The 23,513-nt window shown below is 57.5% G+C and carries 19 protein-coding genes, 1 tRNA gene and 1 riboswitch; of the genes, 2 read left to right on the top strand and 18 right to left on the bottom strand.

All coding sequences use genetic code 11. The features are described 5' to 3' along the window. Positions 1-131: 131 nt before the first annotated feature. The 13 genes from AUC61_RS12115 to AUC61_RS12055 form a co-directional block, all read right to left on the bottom strand. A tRNA-Gly gene (locus tag AUC61_RS12115) sits at positions 132-205 on the bottom strand. A 167-nt stretch (positions 206-372) separates the two neighbouring features. Further along, positions 373-1,266 carry an alpha/beta fold hydrolase gene (locus AUC61_RS12110; protein WP_243246315.1) on the bottom strand — a complete coding sequence of 298 codons (894 nt, stop codon included), beginning with the start codon at positions 1,264-1,266 and terminating at the stop codon, positions 373-375. A 301-nt stretch (positions 1,267-1,567) separates the two neighbouring features. Next, a complete protein-coding gene (locus AUC61_RS12105; protein WP_243246313.1) occupies positions 1,568-2,260 on the bottom strand; it encodes a pseudouridine synthase in 693 nt (230 codons plus the stop codon). A 195-nt stretch (positions 2,261-2,455) separates the two neighbouring features. Then, complete coding sequence (locus AUC61_RS12100) at positions 2,456-2,674, bottom strand: cysteine-rich CWC family protein (protein ID WP_243246312.1); 219 nt, start codon at positions 2,672-2,674, stop codon at positions 2,456-2,458. Then, a complete protein-coding gene (locus AUC61_RS12095) occupies positions 2,671-4,152 on the bottom strand; it encodes a sensor domain-containing diguanylate cyclase (RefSeq protein WP_243246311.1) in 1,482 nt (493 codons plus the stop codon). The genes AUC61_RS12100 and AUC61_RS12095 overlap by 4 nt, the downstream gene beginning before the upstream one ends. 132 nt (positions 4,153-4,284) lie before the next feature. Beyond that, positions 4,285-7,416: a dermonecrotic toxin domain-containing protein gene (locus AUC61_RS12090; protein WP_243246308.1), complete on the bottom strand. Its 3,132-nt coding sequence runs from the start codon at positions 7,414-7,416 to the stop codon at positions 4,285-4,287. A gap of 332 nt (positions 7,417-7,748) precedes the next feature. Further along, the gene (gene atzF / locus AUC61_RS12085; protein ID WP_243246307.1) at positions 7,749-9,572 is read right to left on the bottom strand and encodes an allophanate hydrolase; all 1,824 of its coding nucleotides are present in this window, start codon (positions 9,570-9,572) and stop codon (positions 7,749-7,751) included. 28 nt (positions 9,573-9,600) lie between these two features. Beyond that, on the bottom strand, positions 9,601-13,275 hold the full coding sequence (gene uca, locus AUC61_RS12080) for an urea carboxylase (protein WP_243246306.1): 3,675 nt from the start codon (positions 13,273-13,275) through the stop codon (positions 9,601-9,603). Positions 13,276-13,522: 247 nt separating this feature from the next. Beyond that, on the bottom strand, positions 13,523-14,143 hold the full coding sequence (locus AUC61_RS12075; RefSeq protein ID WP_122398365.1) for an urea amidolyase associated protein UAAP2: 621 nt from the start codon (positions 14,141-14,143) through the stop codon (positions 13,523-13,525). 11 nt (positions 14,144-14,154) lie between these two features. After that, positions 14,155-14,880 carry an urea amidolyase associated protein UAAP1 gene (locus AUC61_RS12070; RefSeq protein ID WP_243246305.1) on the bottom strand — a complete coding sequence of 242 codons (726 nt, stop codon included), beginning with the start codon at positions 14,878-14,880 and terminating at the stop codon, positions 14,155-14,157. Positions 14,881-14,893: 13 nt separating this feature from the next. Next, positions 14,894-15,658, bottom strand: a complete 765-nt coding sequence (locus AUC61_RS12065) for an ABC transporter ATP-binding protein (RefSeq protein ID WP_243246304.1) — start codon at positions 15,656-15,658, stop codon at positions 14,894-14,896. Then, positions 15,655-16,470 (bottom strand): ABC transporter permease, encoded by an 816-nt coding sequence (locus AUC61_RS12060; RefSeq protein WP_122398367.1) that lies wholly within the window; start codon positions 16,468-16,470, stop codon positions 15,655-15,657. Before AUC61_RS12060 ends, AUC61_RS12065 begins: the two co-directional genes overlap by 4 nt. Positions 16,471-16,497: 27 nt before the next feature. Beyond that, positions 16,498-17,568 carry a putative urea ABC transporter substrate-binding protein gene (locus AUC61_RS12055; RefSeq protein WP_243246303.1) on the bottom strand — a complete coding sequence of 357 codons (1,071 nt, stop codon included), beginning with the start codon at positions 17,566-17,568 and terminating at the stop codon, positions 16,498-16,500. Positions 17,569-17,627: 59 nt separating this feature from the next. Continuing rightward, a riboswitch (guanidine-I (ykkC/yxkD leader) is annotated at positions 17,628-17,729 on the bottom strand. A gap of 383 nt (positions 17,730-18,112) precedes the next feature. On the opposite strand from AUC61_RS12055, the gene AUC61_RS12050 reads away from it, so the two are divergent. Continuing rightward, the gene (locus AUC61_RS12050) at positions 18,113-18,532 is read left to right on the top strand and encodes a hypothetical protein (protein WP_422765270.1); all 420 of its coding nucleotides are present in this window, start codon (positions 18,113-18,115) and stop codon (positions 18,530-18,532) included. A gap of 44 nt (positions 18,533-18,576) precedes the next feature. Here the strand turns inward: AUC61_RS12050 and AUC61_RS12045 are convergent, their stop codons facing one another. The 3 genes from AUC61_RS12045 to AUC61_RS12035 all read right to left on the bottom strand — a co-directional run bounded on the left by AUC61_RS12045 (position 18,577) and on the right by AUC61_RS12035 (position 20,392). Then, entirely contained in the window at positions 18,577-18,972 is a 396-nt protein-coding gene (locus AUC61_RS12045) for a PIN domain-containing protein (protein ID WP_243246300.1), read from the bottom strand. Then, on the bottom strand, positions 18,969-19,211 hold the full coding sequence (locus AUC61_RS12040) for an AbrB/MazE/SpoVT family DNA-binding domain-containing protein (protein ID WP_243246299.1): 243 nt from the start codon (positions 19,209-19,211) through the stop codon (positions 18,969-18,971). The genes AUC61_RS12045 and AUC61_RS12040 overlap by 4 nt, the downstream gene beginning before the upstream one ends. A 68-nt stretch (positions 19,212-19,279) precedes the next feature. Next, a complete protein-coding gene (locus AUC61_RS12035; RefSeq protein WP_243246297.1) occupies positions 19,280-20,392 on the bottom strand; it encodes an enoyl-CoA hydratase/isomerase family protein in 1,113 nt (370 codons plus the stop codon). Positions 20,393-20,556: 164 nt separating this feature from the next. On the opposite strand from AUC61_RS12035, the gene ung reads away from it, so the two are divergent. After that, positions 20,557-21,249 carry a uracil-DNA glycosylase gene (gene ung, locus AUC61_RS12030; protein WP_243246296.1) on the top strand — a complete coding sequence of 231 codons (693 nt, stop codon included), beginning with the start codon at positions 20,557-20,559 and terminating at the stop codon, positions 21,247-21,249. 4 nt (positions 21,250-21,253) lie between these two features. On the opposite strand, the gene AUC61_RS12025 is transcribed toward ung, so the two are convergent. Then, a complete protein-coding gene (locus tag AUC61_RS12025; protein ID WP_243246293.1) occupies positions 21,254-22,123 on the bottom strand; it encodes a hypothetical protein in 870 nt (289 codons plus the stop codon). Continuing rightward, on the bottom strand, positions 22,120-23,478 hold the full coding sequence (locus AUC61_RS12020) for an AAA family ATPase (RefSeq protein ID WP_243246292.1): 1,359 nt from the start codon (positions 23,476-23,478) through the stop codon (positions 22,120-22,122). The genes AUC61_RS12025 and AUC61_RS12020 overlap by 4 nt, the downstream gene beginning before the upstream one ends. Positions 23,479-23,513 lie beyond the last annotated feature (35 nt).

Here is a 23,513-nt window from a genome sequence, read left to right as displayed (position 1 = left end):
TCGGCAGCTCCTACAGGGAACAGTGCAGTCAGGTATTGACGCGGTTTTTGGGCGTGTGCGGCTGAAAGTGAAAAGAATAAGCAGGAAGGTACTGAGGTGATGCAAGAAAGGCCCGGAAGCCTTGAAGGAAATGGAGCGGGTGGAGGGAATCGAACCCTCAACTAAAGCTTGGGAAGCTTTCGTTTTACCACTAAACTACACCCGCTCTGAAGCGGCTGACTTTGTACCAGAACGGCACGCTGAATTGAAGCGCTAATTTCTTTCCCTCCAGTTTTTCCTCCCCTGCCTGCCAAACCCGAACGGAGCCCATTCGCCATTTGTGGTGCGAGTTGCGCTGGCGGATGGGTTCCCTTGCTCGGTCGTGCGTCTGGTTCAGAGGGCGAAGGCATGTACGGTTTGGGCCTGTTGGTAGTGATAGGTTGATCGGCTGCGGGACTCAGGTTGTGGGGTCAGGAAGTCCATCAGCGCGTCACGCGAGTCGCGGCAGGCGGATTTGTGCTCCATGTCCAGAAAGTGCCCGGTGCTCTGTAGGGTGCTGAAGGTGCTGTGCTGGACAACCGGGGCGAACAACCGGGCGTCGGTGGCAGCGGTGTACTCGTCCCACTCACCGTTCAGAAACAGCACCGGCACGTTGATGTTCTGCGCGACCGTCAGGTAATTCGCCGTATCCAGGTTCAATACGTCGTTGATGTGAAAGTGCATCTGGTCGTATTCGTGGGTGTCCAGATTACTCACGTGCCGATGATTGAAGCGCTTGAACAACGGCGGCAGGTGTTTGCCGATGGTGCTGTTGACCAGGTTGCCGACTTCATAGCGGTCATGGACGCTGAGGTGCGTGATGCCCCGCTCCAGATAATCGCGCATGTGTACGTTGATCACTGGGGAGAACGAGCTGATCACTGCCTTTTCGATTCGCTTGGGTCTGTGAGAAAGTGCAACCAGCGTGGCCGCGCCACCCCACGAGAACGACATGACGTGCTCAGCGTTGAAATGGTCGATCAGCTCCAACAGAATCTGACCTTCCAGTTCTTTGGTCAGTGGCCTTTCATTCAGGTTGTGTGGTTTGGATTTGCCCGCGTAAGGCTGATCGTAGAGCACCACGTTGAATTGCGGGTGCAGGTTGCGCACGGTCTGGGCGAACGATGCAGTGGTGGCCAGTGAGCCGTTGACCATGATGATGGTCTTTTCGGCCGCCTCTGCCCGATAGAACTCCGTGTAAACCCGAAACTGTCCCTGTATATCAAGCACAGCGATTTCTGGCCTCATATGTATGTCTCCTGGCGTAAACAATATGTGCGCGCAAACAACGTTGCACGAGTTTCGTGACAGGTAGGCATTGCCTTGCAAAGGGGCCCTTGTCGATCCGAAACGATCTGTCCGACAGGTTTTATTATTGGCGGGCGATTTGCCGTGAGCGTGGGCTCGGGGCGGCAAAAGGTTTCTTGGAATGCACGCATGACTCGCCGGTCACATGTGGACCGACGATTGGATTCAAGCAGTGGATCCGCTAACCCGCAAGTGCCGTTCGTAGTTTGTTTGGGTGGTCTGCCGAGCGGTAGCGAAAGGCTTATACGCCCTGAATTTCCCAAGGCTCTAGCGCGCGGTATTGGCCCGGTTCGAGTTCTGGGTCGAGCTTCAGATGAGCCATGCTTTCCCGGTGCAGACGCAGCACTTTATTGTCGAAATGGCCAAACATGCGCTTGATCTGATGATAGCGGCCTTCGACGATGCTCAACCTTGCGCAACGTGGACCGAGCAAGGTCAGCTGTGCGGGTTGGGTGGTGAGGTCTTCAAACGCGAAGTACAAGCCTTGGACAAAAGTCTGCACATACCGCTCATCGATCACTTGCTCGGTTTCGACGTAATACACCTTCGGCAGTTTGGTCCGCGGTTGGGTCAGGCGTCGGGACCACTGGCCATCGTTGGTGAGCAGCATCAGCCCGGTGGTATTGAAATCCAGCCGTCCGGCGATGTGCAGTTCGTGCTTGTCTGGCTCGTGCAGCAAGTCCAGCACCGTGGGGTGTTGCGGGTCGCTGGTGGCACTGACGCAGCCCTGAGGTTTGTGCAGCATGAAGTAGCGCGCGGGCTTGCCGACTTGCAGAACTTCGTCGTCGAACTCCACGCGGCTGAACTCGCGTACATCGTGATGCGGATCGCTGACCTGTATTCCGTCCACCTTGACCCGGCCGCCGATCAACGCAAGACGTACGTCCTTGCGATTGAAACGTGGCAGGTTGCTGAGGAAACGGTCGAGGCGCATGGCGGTGGTAATCAGCTTGAGAGGCGGGTGGTTATGTTACCCGGTTCAGCGGTATATCCATCTGCTTGTATGGCTTGACCTGTAGGAGTTCACCGAGGTTACGAGGCCAGCGATGACGGAGTGTCAGATAAACCGCCATCGCTGGCCTCGTAACCTCGGTGAGCTCCTACAGGGGGATTCAGCCCGAAGGATTAATTATGCGTTGTCCGAAAGCGCATCACTGATGCCCGCACAGCGCGGGCACAGGCAGGCTTTGTTGCGCAGTTCTTCCGGTAATGCCTGGATCACCGCCGGGTCGATGCTCACCGAAAAACACCAGCACGCCTGATCCGCCGTGCGCGGGTCCGCCAGGGTGCAGGCATTGTTTGCACCACAGGCAGGGCAGCGTTGAGCGGTGTCGGCAGGGGTGTTCATAAGACCGGCGCAGCCTCCATGCAAATCTGGTTACGACCGTTTTGCTTGGCGCGGTATAGCGCGCTGTCCGCGCGCGCGATCAGGCTTTGTAGCGTGTCATCGGGCCGCAACTGGCTCAGGCCAATGCTGACCGTCACGTGCAGCGGTTGACCGGCGAAAATGTAGGCGTGCTGCTCGGCCAGTAAACGAATTTTTTCTGCGACGTCATGGGCATTGGCGGTATCGGTGCCCTTGAGCAGGATGATGAACTCTTCACCGCCCCACCGGCAAATGATGTCCGACTGACGCAGACAGCTTTTCAGATCGTCAGCGAAACCGGAGAGCACTTCATCGCCCGCCAGATGGCCGCGCGTGTCATTGAGCCGTTTGAAGTGGTCCAGGTCCAGGAGCATCGCCGTCAGTGGGCGGGACTCACGCTGTGCATCCTTGAGGGTCTTGAGTGCCCACTGGTTAAAACCGCGGCGGTTGGGCAAACCTGTGAGGCTGTCGAGGGTTGCCTGGGCTTCGATCCGGTACTGGAAGCGGCTGACCACCAGGTTCAGCAGATAAACCACGATCAGCGTGATAACCAGGCAAATAGACAGGTTCAGGTACAGCGAGTGGCGTATGTCGTTCAGTGCAGATTCTTCTTCCTTGTCGACGAACAGATACCAGTTCAGCTCCGGTATGTAGCGCACGTTGAGGAAGTGTTCCTTTCCGTTGACCCGGTGCTCGTAAGTGCCGCTGAGCGGTTTGGGCATTTTACTCAGCAGGTCGGACATGCTCGGCAGTTGAGTGATGGACTCGCCAATAGCCGCGCCCTGCGGGCCACCGTCGGCACCGGTCAGGACGATACGGCCAAAGGTATCGACGAAATACACACTGCGTTGATAGCGCTGTTGATAGCGGTCGATCAACTTGATGACCGCATCTACGGTCAGCCCGACGCCCGTGGCACCAATGAACTTGTTGTTGTAGTCGAATACTTTGTAGTTGATGAAAAACGTCAGGTTGTCCTTGTTGGCCATGTCCGGATCGACGTTGATCTCATAAGGCGCCTCCATGTCCCGGACGCGGTAATACCAGACATCCCGGGGCTCGCGGGCGTCTATCTTCTTCAGAATGCCTTTGGCCTGGTAATAGGTCAGGGTGCTGTCGGAAACGAAAAACGAGGTAAACGCCCCGTAATGGTCCATGACTTCCTTGAGGTAACGGGTGATCTGCTGCGGGTTGCGTTCGCCTTCCACAACCCAGTCACGCATGAACGTATCGCGGGCCATCATCGAAGAGATGAGCACAGGACGAACAAGGTCTTTCTGGATTTCCGAATACACGGTGTCGGACGTCAGCGGCAGCTCGGTATTGATGATGTTGTCGCGAATTGACGTGCGTGACGCGTAGTAACTGAGCAGCGAGGTTGCCAGAAAGCCACAGCCCAGGACGATCACCAGCGTAAACAGAAGTGAGCGTTGCGAAGGGCGAGCAGAGCGAAAAGCCATAACGTGTCCGGTTGTTTTGCCTGTCCGTAAAGGCAAGCATGCTAGCCCGCCGAAACGCTTTTCGCTATCGCGACATTAAATGTTGTTCGCCGATTTTGAGGCCACGCTATCAGCAAGTTCGTGGTTTTATGCTCATGGCACCCTGTAAACCGGTGAGAGGCCAAGCAACGACTTGAACGCTGAACAGCGACAATGCAGCAGCAGAATCCTGTCGTAATGAATGCCTGCCTCAGATAACGCGTTAAACAAATGCTCCAGATCAGGAGGCGGCATGCCGAAGCGATTTCTGACCGTCAGTACATCCATGGGGCTTGTTGGCGACAGGGTGTTTCTAAACGGCGACTGATTGGAGTTGCGCACGACATGACTGATGTCCTGATAGCTTTCTCCGTAAGGGCTCTGGAATTTTGCCAGTGTGTAGTTTTTTATCATTCCCGGCCGGGAAGTCCCTGCCAGCAGTTTGTCGGTCAAGACGTAGGGATGCGCCAGTGAGCTTGAGGTTGAGGGTGTTGGGCGCTGGGTATCCAGAAGGGCGAACGGGCTTGCCTGCTTACTGACTGCCCGATGCAATCCGGGGTCGACCAGCTCATGGCCATGCGGCGCATAGACGTGCAGTTCAGTGCCATTCGGGATGGCTGCATTTTTACTCCATGGCAGGTAATAACCATGGCTGCTGACCACCAGTGTGCGCGCTTGTCGGGTTTCGGCGGTCCACAGCAGAAACTGACGTTTGAGCTTCCAGGCTTTCACTGCCAGGGTGGAGAACCCGGGGTGACCTGGAAGGGTCCAGGCTTTTAGCACGGCCTCAGTACTGAAAAAACTTTCCATACGGGTTTCCCGGTTCAGCATCGAACGGTTGAGCCAGATGCTGAAATTTTTAGTGCTTGATGCTGAAGCGATCGCACGCGTTAAAACAGGTTTGACCGGTGTTGTCAGTTTGCGCAGGGCATTGGTCAGACGGGGCATGGCAGGTGGCAATTGCAGTAATCCCACAGACAGGGCACTGAGCAACGCCTGTTGCTTCTCGGCATAACGCGCACCCGGTAGGTTCGCCGAGCTGATATTCAGTACCGTTACCCCCAGTTCGATCGCCAGTGAGGCAATCAACGCAGGCGTCAGCAGTATCGACATGGGCGCCATCAGAAACTGCAGGTGGTGGAGCTGGCGAGTCCAGTAGCGAAGTGAGACCTCTTGGGAGGTGACCACCGTGTCATCCGCGTTCCATAGGCTGTTCTGCCTGAGCATGCTTGCAATGTGGGCGAAGGGTGACTCGGTGATGTTCTGCTCACTCAGTTCCTGCGCCAGAACCTTGCGCGTGTCTTGATTGATCAACACGTCAGTCCATGGGCGTAACAAAGAAACCGGTTCGCTGGGCAGACGATCACCAGCCCAGACTTTCAAAATGTAAGTAAGCCGCTCGTGGTGTCGCACGGGGACGTAATCAAGAAGCGTTCCTCGCCACGTCTGACTGCGTGCAGCATGGCGCAGGTAACGATTGAGCAGCTCCTCATTTTCGAATTCGACGAACGCCTTGAGTGCGCCTGCCTGATAGAGCACCCGCTGCGTTTTGTCTGGACGGCTCAGTACCAAAAGGCTTGGGCAGTATTGGGCGGTCGGACCGTCGAACAGGGAGTGCTGTAGATACACGCCGGGGATCGACCATTGGACCCGATCGCCCCGGTTTTTGATGTTCAGTTGCTCCAACGCGTTGACGATCAGATCGAACCCGTGGCGCTGCACAGTGCGGTGTTTGAGGCATAGCAATGCCTGGGTCACGAACTGGCCTTGCAGGGTCGCCTCGATGGCAGCCTTCTGCTGCGCCCAGAACTCACCGATTTCCTGGTGCATCACGTTCAGAAAATTGATCTCACGAATGACATTTTCAATAGCCTGAGCGTCCATGGGCAGCTCTTGCCGGGCATCCCACTTGCCCGTGCGGGTGACGTCGAGATACACCGCATTACGGCCTCCGTTATCGATGTAACCGACTGGCGATGCGACGCGGTAATTGCTTACCAGGGCCTCGCTCAGACTGATGGGCTTTTCATCCGGGACCTGAATGTCGAGGGCAGGATGACGGGCGTCACCTAGCGGAGTGGTGGACTGCCCCCGCAGATAACGAATGAACACTTGATCGGGGTTAACGCCCCATTGATGTTTTTCCCGCAATGCCTTGGCCATGATTCTGGCGGCAGTGGTCAAAGGAACCGGGATCTGCTGCAGAACTTCGGGGTGCGACTGCCAGATATCCACCGCGCCGAGCAGGCTCAGGCCTCGTTCTATGATTTTGAATGGATGGGGCTGAGCGCTTAGGCCGACCTGTGTCTCGATATAGTCCCGGCAGCGTTTTTCCTGGGCTGCGGTGATAGCCGAAAAAATATCACCGTTGATTTCCGTCAGTCTTGCTGGCCCGGAGTAGTCATTTAGGCCAGGGAGTGTCTTCAGGGCATCAACGAACTTTTTACTCATGTGCGTTGGTTCATTGCTGATGTACTCCACAGTCGGCGTTCGACCTCCCGGCATGTGGATAAAGCAATGTGATGTGTTGTTCGACCTTATCTGAAACGCGTCGGGTAGATTCTGGTCGTTGATAGACAGCAGGTGCGCAACAGCGCGCTGTCCTCGCGCGGATATTTCAAGGCAGGCTGCCGAATCCGGGAATGCCTCGAGCCCCAAGGCGTCCAGAGCGAGTTCATAGCCTTCGCGCGTGATCTGTTTGCGAGCGTATTGCCGCGCCAGCTTGTCCAGAAAAGACAGCTTGGCCAGCGCCCGGTAGGTGCCCCGATGCCTGGCCCAGAAACTTTCCATCAGCGCGGGGTAGTCGAGGAACCAGCGGCTATTGATGATCAGGTTGAGTGCAGCCTGTGCGGTAAGAGCAGGAGTTGATTTATCCAGAGGCTTGTCTGCGAAGGTGTACTGCAGAAGCGCACGCATCATCGCGCCGTTGAAGGACAATACGCCGATATCGGTTAGCGTCATGCGCCGCGAGTAACGCTCACGGCCTTGATCATCGACCTCAGGGTTGGTTTCAGTGCAAAACCGGATGCTGAGCTTGTCGGGGGACAGTACTTTACCGGTGGTCTGTTGCAGCAGATGCTTCAACTGCTCGCGTACGTAAGCGCGCAGGGTGGGAGGGTAGTCCATGTCCAGCTGGGTGGCTTTGAGCAGCAGAGGCGAATGGGCGATGAGTTTGAAACCGGGGCTTTTGGTAAGGTTCTCCAGGCGTTGGCGATGAGCGTCTGTGTGCAGCGTTTGATCATTCATGAAAAAGCCGATGTAGTGAGTTGAAGCTTCACTATGTCGGCTGGTTTTTTGTGATTGGGCTAATTATGTATGGGGCTCAAGCACAAGGCTCTATGCACTCATGAACAACATAAAAACTACAGATTGAAATGCACTTTTGAAGGAGCTGCCGAAGGCTGCGAAGCGTTCATCCTGACACACTGCCATCGCAGCCTTCGGCAGCTCCTACAAGGGTGTGCTTGCACCTGTTTTTCGTGGGAGCGAATTCATTCGCGAATGCATTTCTCCTGTAAAACATTTGCGTCTGACACACCGCTTTCGCGAATAAATTCGCTCCTGCCGGGATGGGTGGTTCAAGCCGATTTATCAGCCTGCAAATAAGCCCGCCACCCGCCTAAATGGCTGATGTTTTTCGCATCCCCCAGCCCGTAAGCTTCGCAGATAAACCCGCACTCCCAACGCCCGTCGGCCAGTTGCACTTTGCCTAATCCCAGTGGTGCCGGAATGCCGGTGAGGAATGAGCCCAGTTCGCGGCTTGGCAGCTCCCAGACTTCCACTTCAATGGCGACTCCACCTTGATCGACCCGAACCATGCCCGGCCGGAACGGCGGGCCGCCTGCCAGTGCATACAACTGATAGTCCGCAGAGCTTTGTGTGGTTTCAACCAAGCGAGCGCCGCGCTGTTTGAGCTGCCAGTTCAACGCCAGACCCTCCAGGTGCGCGCCGCACACCACGAGGCGAGCCATGTCATTACGGGCGACGGTGGCCGGTTTGGTCAGCTGCGTTTCAAGAGTGCCAATCAATGGCAGCTCGGTGTGACGTTGCAGGGCGTCAGCAATGCTTAGCAGGTATTGGTCGGTGAACACCCTGCCGAACAGCGTCACGCCCCAAGGCAGTCCGTTGTTCATGAACGCGCTCGGTACGGCAATGGCGGCGTAGTCCAGCAGGTTGACGAAGTTGGTGTAGTAGCCCAGGTCCGAATTGCGTAATACCGGCTCAGCTTGCAGCTCGGCATTGGTCACCGGGCGGGGGATGCTTGGCGTTACGACGAAATCCAGACCCTCCATGGCTTTGTCGCAGATCGCCTTGAGCGCTTGCAGACGGTATTGCGCGCGGAATGTTTCCACGCCACTGACTGCCGGGGCCTTGGCCAGCACCGCTTTTATTACCGGCAGCACGGCGTCGGGGTTGGTTTCCATCAGCTCGCCCGCAACGCTGTAGCGCTCGGCGACCCACGGCCCTTCGTAAAGCAGGCGCGCCGCTTCGAGGAACGGGGACAGGTCCAGTGTGACCGCTTGGCCACCCAGTTCGATCAGGCGCTCGACGGCATCGCTGAATAGCTGCGGGCCCTGAGTGCAGCCGAAGAACTCCAGGTCCTCTTCGCGTGGAACGCCGAACCGGAATGGGCGCGGCACACCGAATGCCGAAGCATCGTTCCACAGAGGATTGCTGCGGCTGTATTCGTCACGTGGGTCCAGTCGTGCGGTCAGGCTCAGCAACTGGCTGGCTTCGCGTGCAGTGGCGGTGAAGGTCGTCACGCAGTCCAGCGTGCGGCAGGCGGGCACGACGCCTGCTGTGGAGATCAAGCCTTTGCTGGCCTTCATACCCACCAGGTTGTTCAGCGCGGCGGGTACCCGGCCCGAACCTGCCGTATCGGTGCCCAGCGAGAAGCTGCTGACGCCCAGCGCAACAGCAAGTGACGAGCCAGAGCTGGAGCCTCCCGATGGATAATCTTTCAGTACGCTGTTAGGGCACGCGCCGTAGGGCGAACGGCTGCCGTTCAAGCCGGTGGCGAACTGGTCGAGGTTGGTTTTCCCCATGGGGATCGCCCCTAGCGCCAAAAGCTGTTCGACGATAGTCGCCGAACGTTCAGGCGTGTAGGCATACGCGACGCAAGCCGCCGTCGTCGGGATACCCGCCAGATCGATGTTGTCCTTGATCGCGAAAGGGATGCCGTAAAGCGGCAGGTCCTTGATATCACGACCCTCCAGAGCGGCGAGGTAGGGCTCCAGTTCGTTCGGCGTCAGCAGGTGAATGAACAGGTGATATTCGGGGTTCAACGCAGCGGCTTTTTCACGCAACGCGAGGATCAATTGACGGGGTGTCAGGTTGCCGGATTCATAGGCCGCACGGACTGAATCAAGGCGCAGGTCGTGCAACGTTACTTCAAGGCTCATAGAAGAATTCCATCAAAAAGTAAAAGGATCAGTCGGCTTGCAGCACGACGACACGCTGACCTGCACGCACTGCTGAGCCTGGCTGGACGCGCACCTCGCGGACCACGCCTGAGGTCGGTGCCAGCAGCGGAATTTCCATCTTCATCGACTCTAGGATCACCAATGCCTCACCTGCCTCGACACGCTGGCCGACCTCGACCTGCACTTGCCAGAGGTTACCGGCGATATGGCTATCGACGCTGTGTTCTCCAGCGTTGAGCGGCGCTTCTTCGGTCAATGACGCCACGGCTTCTTCGCTTTCGAAATTGGCCTGGCCGCTGGCGATCCAGCGTTCACGTTCAGCGTTGAATGCCCCTTGTTGCTGGCTGCGGAAGGCGGCGATGCCCTCGGCTTCGCGGTTCAGGAACGCCTGGTAATCGGCCAGGTTCAGGGTGCTGTGTTCGATCTCCAGGTCATAACGGCCCAATGGGAAATCACGACGGATGCGCAGCAGTTCATCAGCGCTGACCGGGTAGAAGCGGATCTGATCGAAGAAGCGCAGCAACCAGGGTTTGCCATCGAAGGCGGCGACTTCGCGGTAGCGATTCCACATCTGCAAGGTGCGACCCACAAACTGATAACCACCGGGGCCTTCCATGCCGTACACGCACATGTAGGCACCACCGATGCCCACCGAGTTCTCGGCGGTCCAGGTACGTGCCGGGTTGTATTTGGTGGTGACCAGCCGGTGGCGGGGATCCAGTGGTGTCGCGACCGGCGCACCGAGGTACACATCGCCCAGGCCCATGACCAGATAGCTGGCCTCGAACACGGTGCGTTGAACTTCGTCGAGGTTGGGCAGGTCGTTGATACGCCTGATGAACTCCAGATTGCTCGGGCACCACGGCGCGTCCTTGCGCACAGTAGTCATGTATTTCTCAATGGCCAATTGGCAGGCCGGATCGTCCCAGGACAACGGCAGGTGCACAATGCGCGACGGCACTTGCAGGTCTTTCGCGGCGCAGACTGCATCCCATTCGCCGGCAACGCTGTCGAGCAGTTGCGCCAGCGGCAGTTGTTCCGGTTGGTAATGCACTTGCAGTGAGCGAATGCCTGGCGTCAGGTCGATTACGCCTTGCAGGTGCTTGGCTTCCAGTGCCTGCATCAAGGCATGACCGCGGAAGCGCAAGACCAGATCCAGCTCCGGTGCGCCAATCTCCAGCAACAGGTGCGTGTCGCCAGAAAGGCGAGCGACCAGGCGGGTGTCGTCCTGACCGATGTCCAGAACGATAGGGGAGGTGAGTTGGAATGGAACCTGTAGGAGCGAGCTTGCTCGCGATGAGGCTGGTACAGCTGATACATTTGCAGCGTCTGAAATACCGCCATCGCGAGCAATGTGGAGCGCCACCCCGGTCCTCCTACAGAGGTTTGCGGTTTCAGAGAACAAGCTGCGTGCCTGTTCAAGACTCACCGCATGAAACATCACCTTGTCCCCAGCCTTCAGCTGGCCCAGTTGCCAAAGGTCCGCCTCAATGATGGTCACCGGGCAGACGAAGCCACCCAGAGATGGACCATCCGGGCCGAGGATCACGGGCATGTCACCGGTGAAATCCACTGCGCCGATGGCATACGGGTTGTCATGAATGTTCGACGGATGCAGGCCTGCTTCACCACCATCCGCCCGCACCCATTCCGGCTTGGGTCCGATCAGGCGCACGCCGGTGCGGCTGGAGTTGAAGTGCACTTCCCACTGGGTGGCGAAGAACGTCTGCATGTAATTTTCGGTGAAGTATTCCGGTGCGCCGTGCGGGCCGTAGATCACACGGATATGGCGTACGCTAGGCAAGTCCTCCAGTTGCTCTGAAGGGACTTGCTGCCCGGCGCTACGGTCAACTAGAGGCTCAATATGCAGCACGTCGCCCGCCCGCAAAGCGCGTCCGCCGTGGCCACCAAACTGGCCGAGGGTGAACGTGCTTTTACTGCCCAGATAATCCGGCACATCCAGCCCGCCACGTACGCACAGATAACTGCGCGCCCCGGCTCCGGCAATCGTGCCCAGCGCCAGTTGTGAACCAGCGGGTACGAACACTGCTGTGTTCATTGGCTGCGGCTGACCGTCCAGCGTCAGCGGAATAACGGCGCCTGTCACTGCCACCACGGCATCGGTATTGAAGCGCAGCAACGGGCCGCTCATGGTGATTTCCAGTGCGGCGCAACCTTCGGCATTGCCCAACAAACCGTTGCCCAAGCGCAAAGCACGGCTGTCCATCGGACCGGACGGCGGTACGCCTACAGCCCAGTAACCCAGGCGGCCGGGATAATCCTGCACGCTGGTTTGCGTACCACCGCTGAGCACTTCAAAGGTGTCAGCGTGATAGACCAGATTTTCCAGGCAGCGGGTCCAGGGCTGGCCGCTGGCGAAAGGGGCGTCGGCGATGATCTGGCGCAGATAATCGCGATTGGTTTCCACGCCATACAGGCGGGTTTCGCTCAAGGCATTGGACAGGCCATCGCTGGCCAATTGGCGATTGGGTGCCCAACTGATCACCTTGGCGATCATCGGGTCGAAGAATGGCGGGATTTCGCATCCGGCTTCTACCCAGGTATCGATACGCAGACTTTTGCCATCGACTGCGGGGAAGTTCACCGCCGTCAGCAAACCAGGGCATGGCTGGAAATCCCGGCCTGGATCTTCAGCGTACAGGCGCGCCTGGATGGCGTGACCGCTGGGCTTGAGCGCGGCTTGCAGGTCGCTCAGCGGCGGCAGCTCACCAGCAGCCAGTTGCACCATCCAGCTGACCAGATCGACGCCCCATACTTGCTCGGTGACACCGTGTTCAACCTGAAGGCGAGTGTTCACTTCGAGGAAGTAAAAGCGCTGATCGTCGCTGTCGAAAACAAACTCCACGGTCCCGGCGCTGCGATAGTTAACGGCTTTGGCAAGCTTGATCGCCGCCATGCACAGCTCTTCCCCCATGCCGTCAGGCAGATTCGGGGCCGGGGTTTCTTCGAGGACTTTCTGGTTGCGTCGTTGCACTGAGCAATCGCGTACGCCAAGGGCCAGTACTTCACCGCAACCGTCGCCGAAGACCTGCACTTCAAGGTGCCGGGCGCGCTGAATGTACTTCTCGATGAATACGCCGGAGTCGCTGAAATTGTTCTGCCCGAGGCGTTTTACGGCCTCGAAGGATTCACTCAGTTCTGCGGCACTGCGGCAGACGCGCATACCAATCCCGCCACCTCCTGCGGTGCTTTTCAGCATCACCGGGTAGCCGATGACTTCAGCCGCACTCAGGGCAGCCTCCACGTTGTCGAGTAGCTCAGTGCCTTCGAGCATCGGCACGCCGTGCATCTTGGCCAGCGCGCGGGCCGTGTGCTTTAGGCCGAAGACACGCAACTGCTCGGGCGTTGGCCCTACGAAGGCGATACTTGCGTCTTCGCAAGCCTGGGCAAAGGCCGCGTTTTCCGAAAGAAAGCCATAGCCCGGATGGATGGCTTTAGCGCCGCTGGTTTTGGCGATGGCGAGGATTTTGTCCACCGCCAGATAGGTACCGGCTGCGCCGCCTTCACCCAAGCTGTGGGCCTCATCGGCCTCCAGCAAATGCAGGCTGGCAGCGTCCGCTTCGGAGTACACCGCGACGCCTTTGACGTGCAGTGCACGCAAGGTGCGCAGGATGCGGCAGGCAATGGCACCGCGGTTGGCAATCAGCAGTTTTTCGAACATGTCTTGAACCCCGGAAGCCGATCAGCTCGACCTCAAACTGGGAAGCGGGCCGTCCCGCTATTGATGTGTCTGCACGAGGGTCGTCCGTCGTGGTGTGTTCAGGTGCTGCAAAATCTGGATTGCAATGGAGATTCCTTGTGGGAGCAGAGCTTGCTCGCGATAAGGCTAGACTCGGTTCACTTTGGATCGCGTCTAGCCTTATCGCGAGCAAGCTCTGCTCCCACAGGTATACATGCAGCCGGAGAGATCAATTCCAGACGTGCAATTCAGCCGGTGTCGGGTTGTAGCCATTGCATGGGTTATTCAACTGCGGGCAGTTGGAGATCAACACGATCACGTCCATTTCAGCGCGCAGCTCCACGTACTTGCCGGGTGCGGAAATCCCGTCTTCAAACGTCAGCCCGCCATCCGCGGTGACTGGCACGTTCATGAAGAAGTTGATGTTCGGCCCGATGTCGCCTTTGCCCAGGCGACCATCGTGGGCACAGGCCCGCAGGTAGTTGTCGCGGCAGCTGTGCATGTGGCGTTTTTCCAGGGCGTAACGCACCGTGTTGCTCTCTTGTGCGCAGGCGCCGCCGAGGGTGTCGTGGCGACCGCAGGTGTCATCGACGATGGTCAGCATCGGTTTGCCGAGGTTGGAATACAGCACGCTACCCGTCGTCAGATAAACGCTGCCCTGACGGCGCAACGTGCGCTGCACGTCATAACGCTCACGAGGGTTGGCGAGGCTGAAGAACAGCGTGTCGACGGCCTGATTGCCTTCCAGATCAAGGATGCGCAGGGTTTGCCCAGCCTTGAGTTCGGTCAGCGACGGCTCGCCTGCCGGGATGTGAGTGGTGGTGGTCGGGATGTTGGAATGCAGACTCATGACGATGCTCCTCAGGCGAACAGGCGGTCGGTGTTGATGAAACCGCGCTCGTTTTCCGGGCGGGATGTGCGGCAGTGTTCGGCGACGCTGGCGTCGGCTTTCATCCAGCTCAGCTTGAGCGGCTGCGGCGCGTATTCCGGGTTCGGGTCCATGGGGTGTTGCAGCGCGGTGAACACAACCAGCGTGTCCATCGGTGCATACAGCTCGATGTAGTCACCGGCTTTGGAGTTGTTCGCCACGAAGTGCAACTTGCCTGCTTCGTCGACGTTGACCCGGCTGAACAGGTTTAAGGTCATCAGCAGGTCGGACAGGCCCAACCCCCACTTGCCCAGCTCGACCAGCAGGTTGTCGACGCCATTGCGGAAGAAGCCGTTGCGCAGCTCCTGATAGCGGCCCTGGCCATATTTTTCCGCGACTTCGTCTGCGCAGAGCACGCCGCCAATGCTGTCGCTCCAGCCGCAGGTATCAGCCGTAATCGCTGCCAGTACACGGCCCATGTCCGAATACAGACAGTGGCCGCTGGTGAGTTTGGCGGTGTGTTGGCACTTGAGGCTGTCGGGCAGGTTCAGTCGCTCGGTTTTTTCGTGAGCGTTGAGCATCGTCACGCTGACGTTTGCGTTGCCGTTCAAATCGGTCAGGCGTAGCAGTTCACCGCGCTTGAGGATGAACGAACGGTGACCGCCGCCGGGCAGGAGTTCTTCGGCGAATACGGGGAACAAGGTGCTTGATGTGGTCATGATTAAAAATCCTTCAAGCCTGTTGCAGCGAATCAAACGCGGCGCGTGCTGCGCGGCGGTCGCTGTTCAGGGGGATGTCGTAAGTAATACGCGCGCCATAAGCGCCGGGGGCGTGCGGATCGATGCGCACTTTGTCGAAGACCAACAGACGAGTGCCGAGGTTGAAGCCTTCGGACAGGTCGTGAGTGACCATGAACACAGTCAGTTGGGTCTCGCGCCACAGCTCCAGCAGCAGGGCGTGCATGTCTTTGCGAATGCCAGGATCGAGAGCACCGAACGGTTCGTCGAGCAGTAGCACCCGAGGTTTCATGATCAGCGCCTGAGCAATGGCCAGCCGTTGTTGCATGCCGCCGGAAAGCTGCGCCGGGTATTTATCCAGTGCGTGGCCGAGGCCGACTTTGTGCAGCAGTTGCGCGGCCTGTTCCCGGGCTTCGCGCTTGGCTGCGCCGAACAGCCGACCGAGCAGTGCCGAGCGGGGCAACTCCAGGCCCAGCGCCACGTTGTCCAGTACTGACAGATGCGGGAACACCGAGTAGCGCTGGAAGACCACGCCACGACTGGCATCTGGCTCGCTGGCCAGTGCTTTGCCGTCCAGTGTGATGCTGCCTTTGCTGGCGACTTCCTGGCCCAGCAACAGGCGCAGAAAGGTTGACTTGCCGCAGCCCGAAGCGCCCACCAGTGTGCAGAATTCACCTTCGGCGACGCTCAGGTTCAGGCCTTCGAGAACCACCAGATCGTCGTACTGCTGCCAGACGTTATTGACTGAAATGAAGCTCATCCGCGTGCCCCCTCGTACCATGGGAAGGCTTTGCGGGTCAGCGCCTTGAGACCCCAATCCATGAGCCAGGCCAGCAGGGTGATCCAGACCACATAGGGAAGAATCACGTCCATGGCCAGGTAACGCCGAACCAGAAAGATCCGATAGCCAAGACCATCGGTGGAGGCGATGGCTTCAGCTGCAATCAGGAACAACCATGCCGAGCCGAGCACCAGGCGCAAAGCAATCAGCAGGCGTGGCAGCAATTGCGGCAAGATCACCCGCAGGATCAGCGTCCAGGTTGATGCGCCCAACGTCTGCGCCTTGATCAGCAACTCGACGGGAATTTCCCGGGCGCGCTGTTCAAGGTCGCGGGCCAGAATCGGCGTGATACCGATCACGATCAGCATCACTTTTGACAGCTCGCCCAGCCCGAAGACGATGAACAGAATCGGCAGGATGGCCAGCGGCGGCACCATCGACAGCACCGTCAACAGGGGAGATAACGGCGCGCCGAACAACGGCAGGATCCCCGAGGCAATGCCCAGGCACAGGCCCAGCAACGCGCTGATACCCAAGCCGATACCCAGACGTTGCAGACTGGAACCGGTGTCCTGCCACAGCAGATAGCCGCCGCTGCGTTGGTCCTCGGTGAAGGCCATGCGTTTTACCGCATCGGCCATCTGCACCGCGCTGGGCAACAGCTTGTCGTTGGGGTTTTCCGTCAGCCGTGTTGCCGAGCCTGTGAAGTAGGCAAACAGCAACAAGGCGAACGGCAGGAGCACCAGAATCAGGCGGCTGGCGCGATCCGGGCGACGATTAATCAAACGCATGGCAATGACCTTTGAGCAGAACGCGGATTACAACTTGCCGTCGGCAGCCATCTGCACATAGCTCGGGTCGAAGTGCAGCTTCTGGTTAGCCTTGTCGCCGGAGGTCACACCGTTGGCGAACGTCATGCCCACTGCGCTGGAATCTTTGGCACCTTCACCCAGCAAGCCATGCTCGAAGGAGAAGTTGGCGACTTTGCGCATGGTGTCCGGCAGCTGTTTGCTGGTGGCGAACTCAAGCGCTTCCTTGGGCGTAGCAAACAGTTTGGTGGTGTCCAGTTGCGCCTGGAAGCCGGCCAGATCGGTGCCGGAAGCTTTGGCCATGTGCTCAAGAGCGGCTTTGCTCTGGGCGTTTTTCGCGTTCATCAGCGCGACCACTTCAAACCACGCGCCAGTCAGGGCTTTGCCCAGTGCCGGGTTGTCTTTCAGGGTCTGGGTGTTGACCACCATCATGTCCATGATCTCGCCAGGGATCTGGCTGGAGTTGAACACTTCAGTCACGCCGGGCTTGGCCTTGATATCGGCCAGCATCGGGTTCCAGGTGGTGACGGCTTGCACGTCGTCAGTGTTGAAAGCCGCAGAGATATCCGCGTCGGAGGTGTTGACGACTTTCAGGTCTTTTTCGGCAAGATCGACGCTGTCCAGCGCGCGGGCCAGCAGGTAGTGGGAGACGGAAAGCTCTACCAGATTGACGTCCATGCCTTTGAGGTCGGCAACTTTCTTGCCGGTGCCCTTGATCACGATGCCGTCGTTGCCGTTGGAGAAGTCACTGACTACCAGCGCGGTGCTTTCAACGCCACCCGCCGCCGGGATGGTCAGTGCGTCCATGTTGGTCATGGTGCAACCATCGAACTGGCCAGCGGTGTATTGGTTGATGGATTCGACGTAGTCGTTGAGCTGGGTCACATCAATCTTGATGTCGTATTTCTTCGCCCATTTATCGACGATGCCTTGAGTGCCTGCGTATTCCCATGGCATCCAGCCGGCATAAATGGTCCAGCAAACGTTGAATTCTTTTTTAACGGCGGCGTGTGCCGGGGAGAGGATCGATGCAGCGATGAGGCCTGCGGCGAGCAGACCTGATAGACGGGACTTTTGCATGTTTACCTCCAGTAGCGAAAGAAAGGCGATCAGGAGCAACGCGACACCACTGGTGTCCTGTCTCCCGGGCTTTTATCCCGCCGTGTAACCTCTACTGGAGGTCGCTGACTCTCGGACCAGCCACTCGCCAGAAGCGAGCCGGAACCCTAGTCAGCTATTGCAAATTGTGGTGCCGCGAACCTGAGTTGACTCCTGCACACGGTTTGTTAAGCGAGAGTTGTGCCAAGTCACGCGAAGGCCCGCCAGCCGTGACTGGCAGCGATACTGAAGGCTTTATCCTGGTCAGGTTTTGCTGTGCGATGGTGCGCGGGCGCACTGTGATGGGGCGGCAGCTCGTCAGGTGCCCGTCGGTTCGGGGCACTGGATGGTCTTTTTAATGTCTTATTTTGCGTCCGTCGCTGTTGGACGGACGCCGACCAGCGTCGCTGGTGTGTGCACTATCGCGGTCCAGGAGGCCGCCATGTATCGACGAACCTTGCTCATCGTTTTGCTGGCCCTGAGTCTCGCCGGTTGCTACACAGATTCAGGCTACTATTCCTCCCGGGTGACGGCTTTGCCGACTACCTATGGCGCCACTGAAATTTATTCCTACGACAATGGCTATCGTTCCAACTACTACCAGGAACAGCGCATCTATGTAGCGCCACAGCCACGCTACTATTCTGCGCCACCGGTGCGTTATTACTCACCCCCACCGGTACGCTACTACGCGCCGCCACCGGTCCCGCGCTACTACCAGCCAGGCCGACCACCGGGCTATGGTTGGGGCGATAACCGTTATCGCGGCAACCCCGGTTATCGCAATTCGCCGCGAAATGACTATCACGGCGGTCCAGGCCGACCCGGACCTTCGTGGGGCGATGGTCATGGTGATGGCAGAGGCCACGGCGGTCCCGGCAGGGGCGGTGGAAGAGGTGATGGTCGAGGCGGTCGCGGTGGCGACGGTCGAGGCGGGCATCGGTAGGTGAATCAAAAACGGCGCTCCATTGGGGCGCCGTTTTTTTGAATTTAGCTAAGGCGATGCATCCCGGCTGTTTTAGACGCTTTTGAGTCGAACGTCGCGGTATGGTCGCAGCCTGCAGCATGCGCTGAACGTTCAATCAGACAATCCGCGAAGTCGGCGTTGGAGTCAGTAAACCGCCTCAGTGCTTGCCATACGGTCTCCGCGTTTTCCACTGTCAACTCTCGGGTGCGCAACAGTGTTTCCAGTACAAGAACAATCTCTGACTTGCTGGACTGGTAGCTGGATTGCAAGACCCACACAAGCTCTACAATCGACACCAAGGCTATAAAACCGGGTTCTGACACCGTCAGCGACTCGATCAGTTTCGAAGCTGTTGCCGATTGCCTGGCATCATCCTGGGCTACGTAACGTACTAAAACGTTGGTATCCAGGCCGATCATTTAGCTTTAGAACCTTGTGCTTCAATCGCAAGATTCATGTCTTCAATACTGACCGGTTTGATTGGCTTGCGTATCAGTCCTTTCAAGTCTCTGACCGAATGAGTGGCGGCCATGATCGCAAACCTGCCATCCCCAATATCCACGAACTCAATTCTGTCTCCGGTATCCAGGCCAAGAGAAGCCCTGACTTGGGCGGGAATGGTGATTTGTCCTTTCGATGTGAGCTTCGCAGCAGCCATGCTTTACTCCTTAAGATTAATATTCCTTACTTATAGGTAAGGAATATTAATCTTTAAAACGGAGGCAATCAATAACCCGACAAATCCGCCAGCGGATGCCGTCCTTCCCACGCCTTGCTGAAGTGCGCATCAATCACCGCCAACGGAATCGTCGCTACGTCCTGCCAGTGCCAGTGGGGCGTGTTGTCCTTGTCGATGAGCCGCGCACGCACGCCCTCGCTGAATTCCGGATGGCGGCAGCAGTTCAGACTGATTGCGTATTCCATCTGCAGCACCTCGGCCAGTGACATATGGCGGGCACGCTGGATTTGCTCCCAGACCAGGTGCGCGGTCAGCGGGCAGCCGTGAGCCAGGTTTTTAGCGGCGCGGGCCAGCAATGCGTCATCGCTGTGCTGCAAGTGGCTGATGGCATTCCACGCGCAGGGCAGGTTACCGACGTCGAGCAATTCGTCGATCTGCGCCCGGCGCGGTAGCCACTGTGCTTCGGGCAACTGGCTTAGAGCTTCGTGCTGCAGGGCCTTGAGCAGGCTATTGAGCTGGATGGAGGTTTGCTCCTGCCAGTTCAATTGCTGCAGGCCTTCGATCAAATCTTCCTGTTGCTCATCAAGCATGAAGCGATCTGCCAGATCCAGGTCAAGCGCGTCATGAGCATTGATATGAGCACCGGTCAGCCCGAGGAACAGGCCGAGCTTGCCGGGCAGACGTGACAGGAACCAGCTGGCGCCGACATCTGGAAACAGGCCGATGCTGATTTCCGGCATGGCCAGCCGACTGCTGGGCGTCACAATGCGCGTGCTCGCTCCTTGCAGCAGGCCCATGCCGCCACCGAGCACGTAGCCGTGACCCCAGCAGATCAGTGGTTTTGGATAGGTGTGCAAGCTGTAGTCGAGGCGATACTCAGCGGCGAAGAAGCTCGCAGCCAGCGGCGGGACTTCGCCGGGATGTTCACGACACTGATCAACCAGCGAGCGGACGTCGCCCCCGGCACAGAACGCTTTTGCGCCATTGCCGCGCAGCAGAACACAGACGATTTTTTCATCGCTGGCCCAGGCATCGAGCCGCTCTTGAAGGGCAAGGATCATGGGCAATGACAATGCGTTCAACGATTGCTCAGCGTCCAGACTGGCAATGCCAATGCGTGCGCCATCCTGAGCCGGGAGTTCTTCAAATTGCAGATTCATCGTGACCTCTCGAGGGCAATGCATGTATCCAACACAGGTGTGATTGCCCTGCGTCGGGTTAAGTTGCATGAGGTGCAGTGTAGGAAAAGGCCGGGCGCGACGAGCTGATTTGACATTGGCGGCCAGCTTTCCTAGTGTCCGCGCATTGATTTCAGGGTGTGACCATGACAAGCGACGACCGTATCAAACTTGACCCTAGCTGGAAGCAGGCGCTGCGTGAGGAATTCGAAAAGCCTTACATGGGCCAACTGCGTGAATTCCTGCGTCAGGAGCACGCGGCAGGCAAGGAAATCTATCCGCCCGGGCCGCTGATCTTCAATGCATTGAATTCGACGCCGCTGGACAAGGTAAAGGTGGTCATTCTTGGCCAGGATCCGTATCACGGCCCGGGTCAGGCTCACGGTTTGTGCTTTTCGGTCCAGCCGGGCGTGCCTGCACCCCCTTCGCTGGTCAATATCTATAAAGAGTTAAAGCGCGACCTGAACATTGATATCCCTCGCCACGGCCACTTGCAATCCTGGGCCGATCAAGGAGTATTGATGCTTAACACTACGCTGACCGTGGAGCGCGCCAATGCAGCTTCCCACGCAGGCAAAGGCTGGCAACATTTCACTGACAAGGTGATTGAAACGGTCAGCGCCCAGCAGCCGCATCTGGTGTTCATGCTGTGGGGCGCCCATGCGCAGAGCAAACAGAAACTGGTGGATGCCACCAAACACCTTGTGCTGACATCGGTGCATCCGTCGCCGCTGTCGGCCTATAAAGGCTTTCTGGGGTGTGGGCATTTCAGCAGGGCGAACAAGTACCTGGAACAGAATGGCATGGAGCCGATTGAGTGGCGATTGCCGCAGGATTGAGGGCTTACGCTGGTAGTGCCTGAATGATTAACTTTGCCATTTCGTCGGCTTTTTCACGGTCACTCTGGAAAAGCTGGCGGTAGGCGTTCACGCATGAACTGAATTGGCTCTGCGGACTGCACAACGAGCTGATAGCCTTTTCAGCCATTGCCCTGTGCGCTGGCATGCTGTCTGCCATGGTTAGCGCAATCCATACGTCGCGGATACATTCGGCGCGGCGGCTGGTCAGGTCTTGATGGTTTAGCTGAAAAAATTCTATGTTGGTCATTGCCCGTTCATAAGCCGGACCGTGCTTGTTTACGGGAACAGCCAGCACGCCATCAAACGTGATGATGTGTTCTGGATCATCGGTATCGACCGATGACACTGGATATAACAGCAACGCGGATTCGCCTTGCATGGTAGTCGGGCTTGCGCTTTCAAAGTCTCTGGGGCCACGAACCGGAAAATAATTGGACTTCAGTGTCGAGTTACAGCGCGTGCAGGCAATGGCGTAGTTGAGGTGATGATAGGCAAGCCGGTAATAGCCTTTGGCGCTAGCCTTGCCAGTCGCCCAGTCAGGATTGAAGTCTTTCCAGTATTCGACCTTTTTGTTAGGCCAGGCTTTGATGCTTGACTTGGGTCTGTAGTGCTCGACTTCATGAACCTTACTCGCGAGCACAGCGCCCTGGAGCTTGGTTTCACAATAGGCGCACTTTTCGTGCTGAAGGTCGATATAGACCTGCTTTATCTGCCCCCAGAATTCGCTCTGGTCGGTGTAGCGGTCGGCTTCTATGTAAGCCTGAGTCCTTTCTTTCGCACGCTTGATCCAGTTCTTGCTTTGCTTGTTTATACGTGTAACCAGCTCCGCTTCGGAGATGGGATAGCGAATCACGGCTTGGGTCCTGACGTTTTTTTCACCGCGCGTTTAAGTGCAGATGCTTTTACGGCCTTTGGTTTTGCAGATGTTTTTTTCGATGACGTTGTGAGGTTAAGGCCTTTGGACATCACTGACAGATACTCCAGTGCAGCGTCGGTATTACCCGTGACTGCATTGCGAGCCAGCTCATTAAGTTGTGCCGCCGTTGATGCTGCACGGGTGCTTTCAAGGCCGAAGTAGGGCGACAACAGTATCTGTTCGGCGCTCTTGCCCTGGACTTTCTCAGGCAGGCGTTTGATCACCGTAGCGTCATCTTCCAGAGCAAGGACGAATAGATTCTGCGATGTCAGGGATCCCACCACTAATGGACTGTGTGTGGTGAAAATAAACTGAATGTTCGGCAATGCATTTGCCAGCACCGGGACTACCGTACGCTGCCACTCCGGGTGGAGATGCAGGTCGATCTCGTCGACCATCACGATACCGCGTGTCTGCTTGAGCTTTTGCCCGGATGCAACGCCTTGGCATACGTGAAACAGCATGTCGCCTATCCAGCCGATGTAAGCCTTGAAGCCGTCTGATAGCGCACCGAACGGAAGAACGATTCCGTTCATTTCGAAGAGGTGTTCACGTCCGCGAGAGGTTGTGCTGGCCGTTTCCTGAATACGGCAGGAGGTCGGAAGCAGATCGTTGATGAGATGAATAACTTGCGTGTATCGCCCTTTGTTCTCGTCCTCAAATGCTGGCAACCAGTACGAAAGCGGCATGAGTGTCAGGTGATCTTCGAACAAGCCCGCTACACGTTGATAGCGGCGCAGCCTTGATTTAATTCTGGCGCTTTCGTCCACCCGGCTTGAGGCTTCCACACGACGTGTAGCCCCGTAGCCGACAATGAAAAAGGCCGGACTTTGTTCGTCGAATTGCATGCTTTCAGCGATTTCCTGATCGCCCTCAGGATTCATCGACCATCGCAACTGTTCGGTCAGGCCGCGAAGACGAACTTCGGTATGCATGGTGAAACTATCAGCCATCGACAGGGTGGACTTCTTCGATGCCTTTTCTTCCGCAGTCGAGAGAAGACTGGCGCTAACCGACGTCTGATACTTGTTTAAATCCAGGAGGTTTTTACGAGGAGCGGGAGGGCGTTTTCTGACCAGCCCCTCGGGCACAAAACCGGAGGATCCGCTCAGCAAGGGCCCTAGAACAGCCAGCGCGACAGCACGTAAAACGCTGGTTTTACCCAAGCCATTGTCGCCGAGCAAAACATTGACGTTCGGAAACTGCATGTCCCGGGTATCGGGCAGATTGAATTCGATCTCGGCCTTTTTGAAGGAGCGAAGATTTTCGATCTGTAGTTTCTGAATGTGCATGCGTCACCTCGTGCGAATGGCTGGATGGTAACAAA

It is taken from the genome of Pseudomonas maioricensis, from assembly GCF_022790535.1.
GTDB lineage: Bacteria > Pseudomonadota > Gammaproteobacteria > Pseudomonadales > Pseudomonadaceae > Aquipseudomonas > Aquipseudomonas maioricensis.
This window is presented reverse-complemented; position numbering and strand designations above follow the sequence as displayed.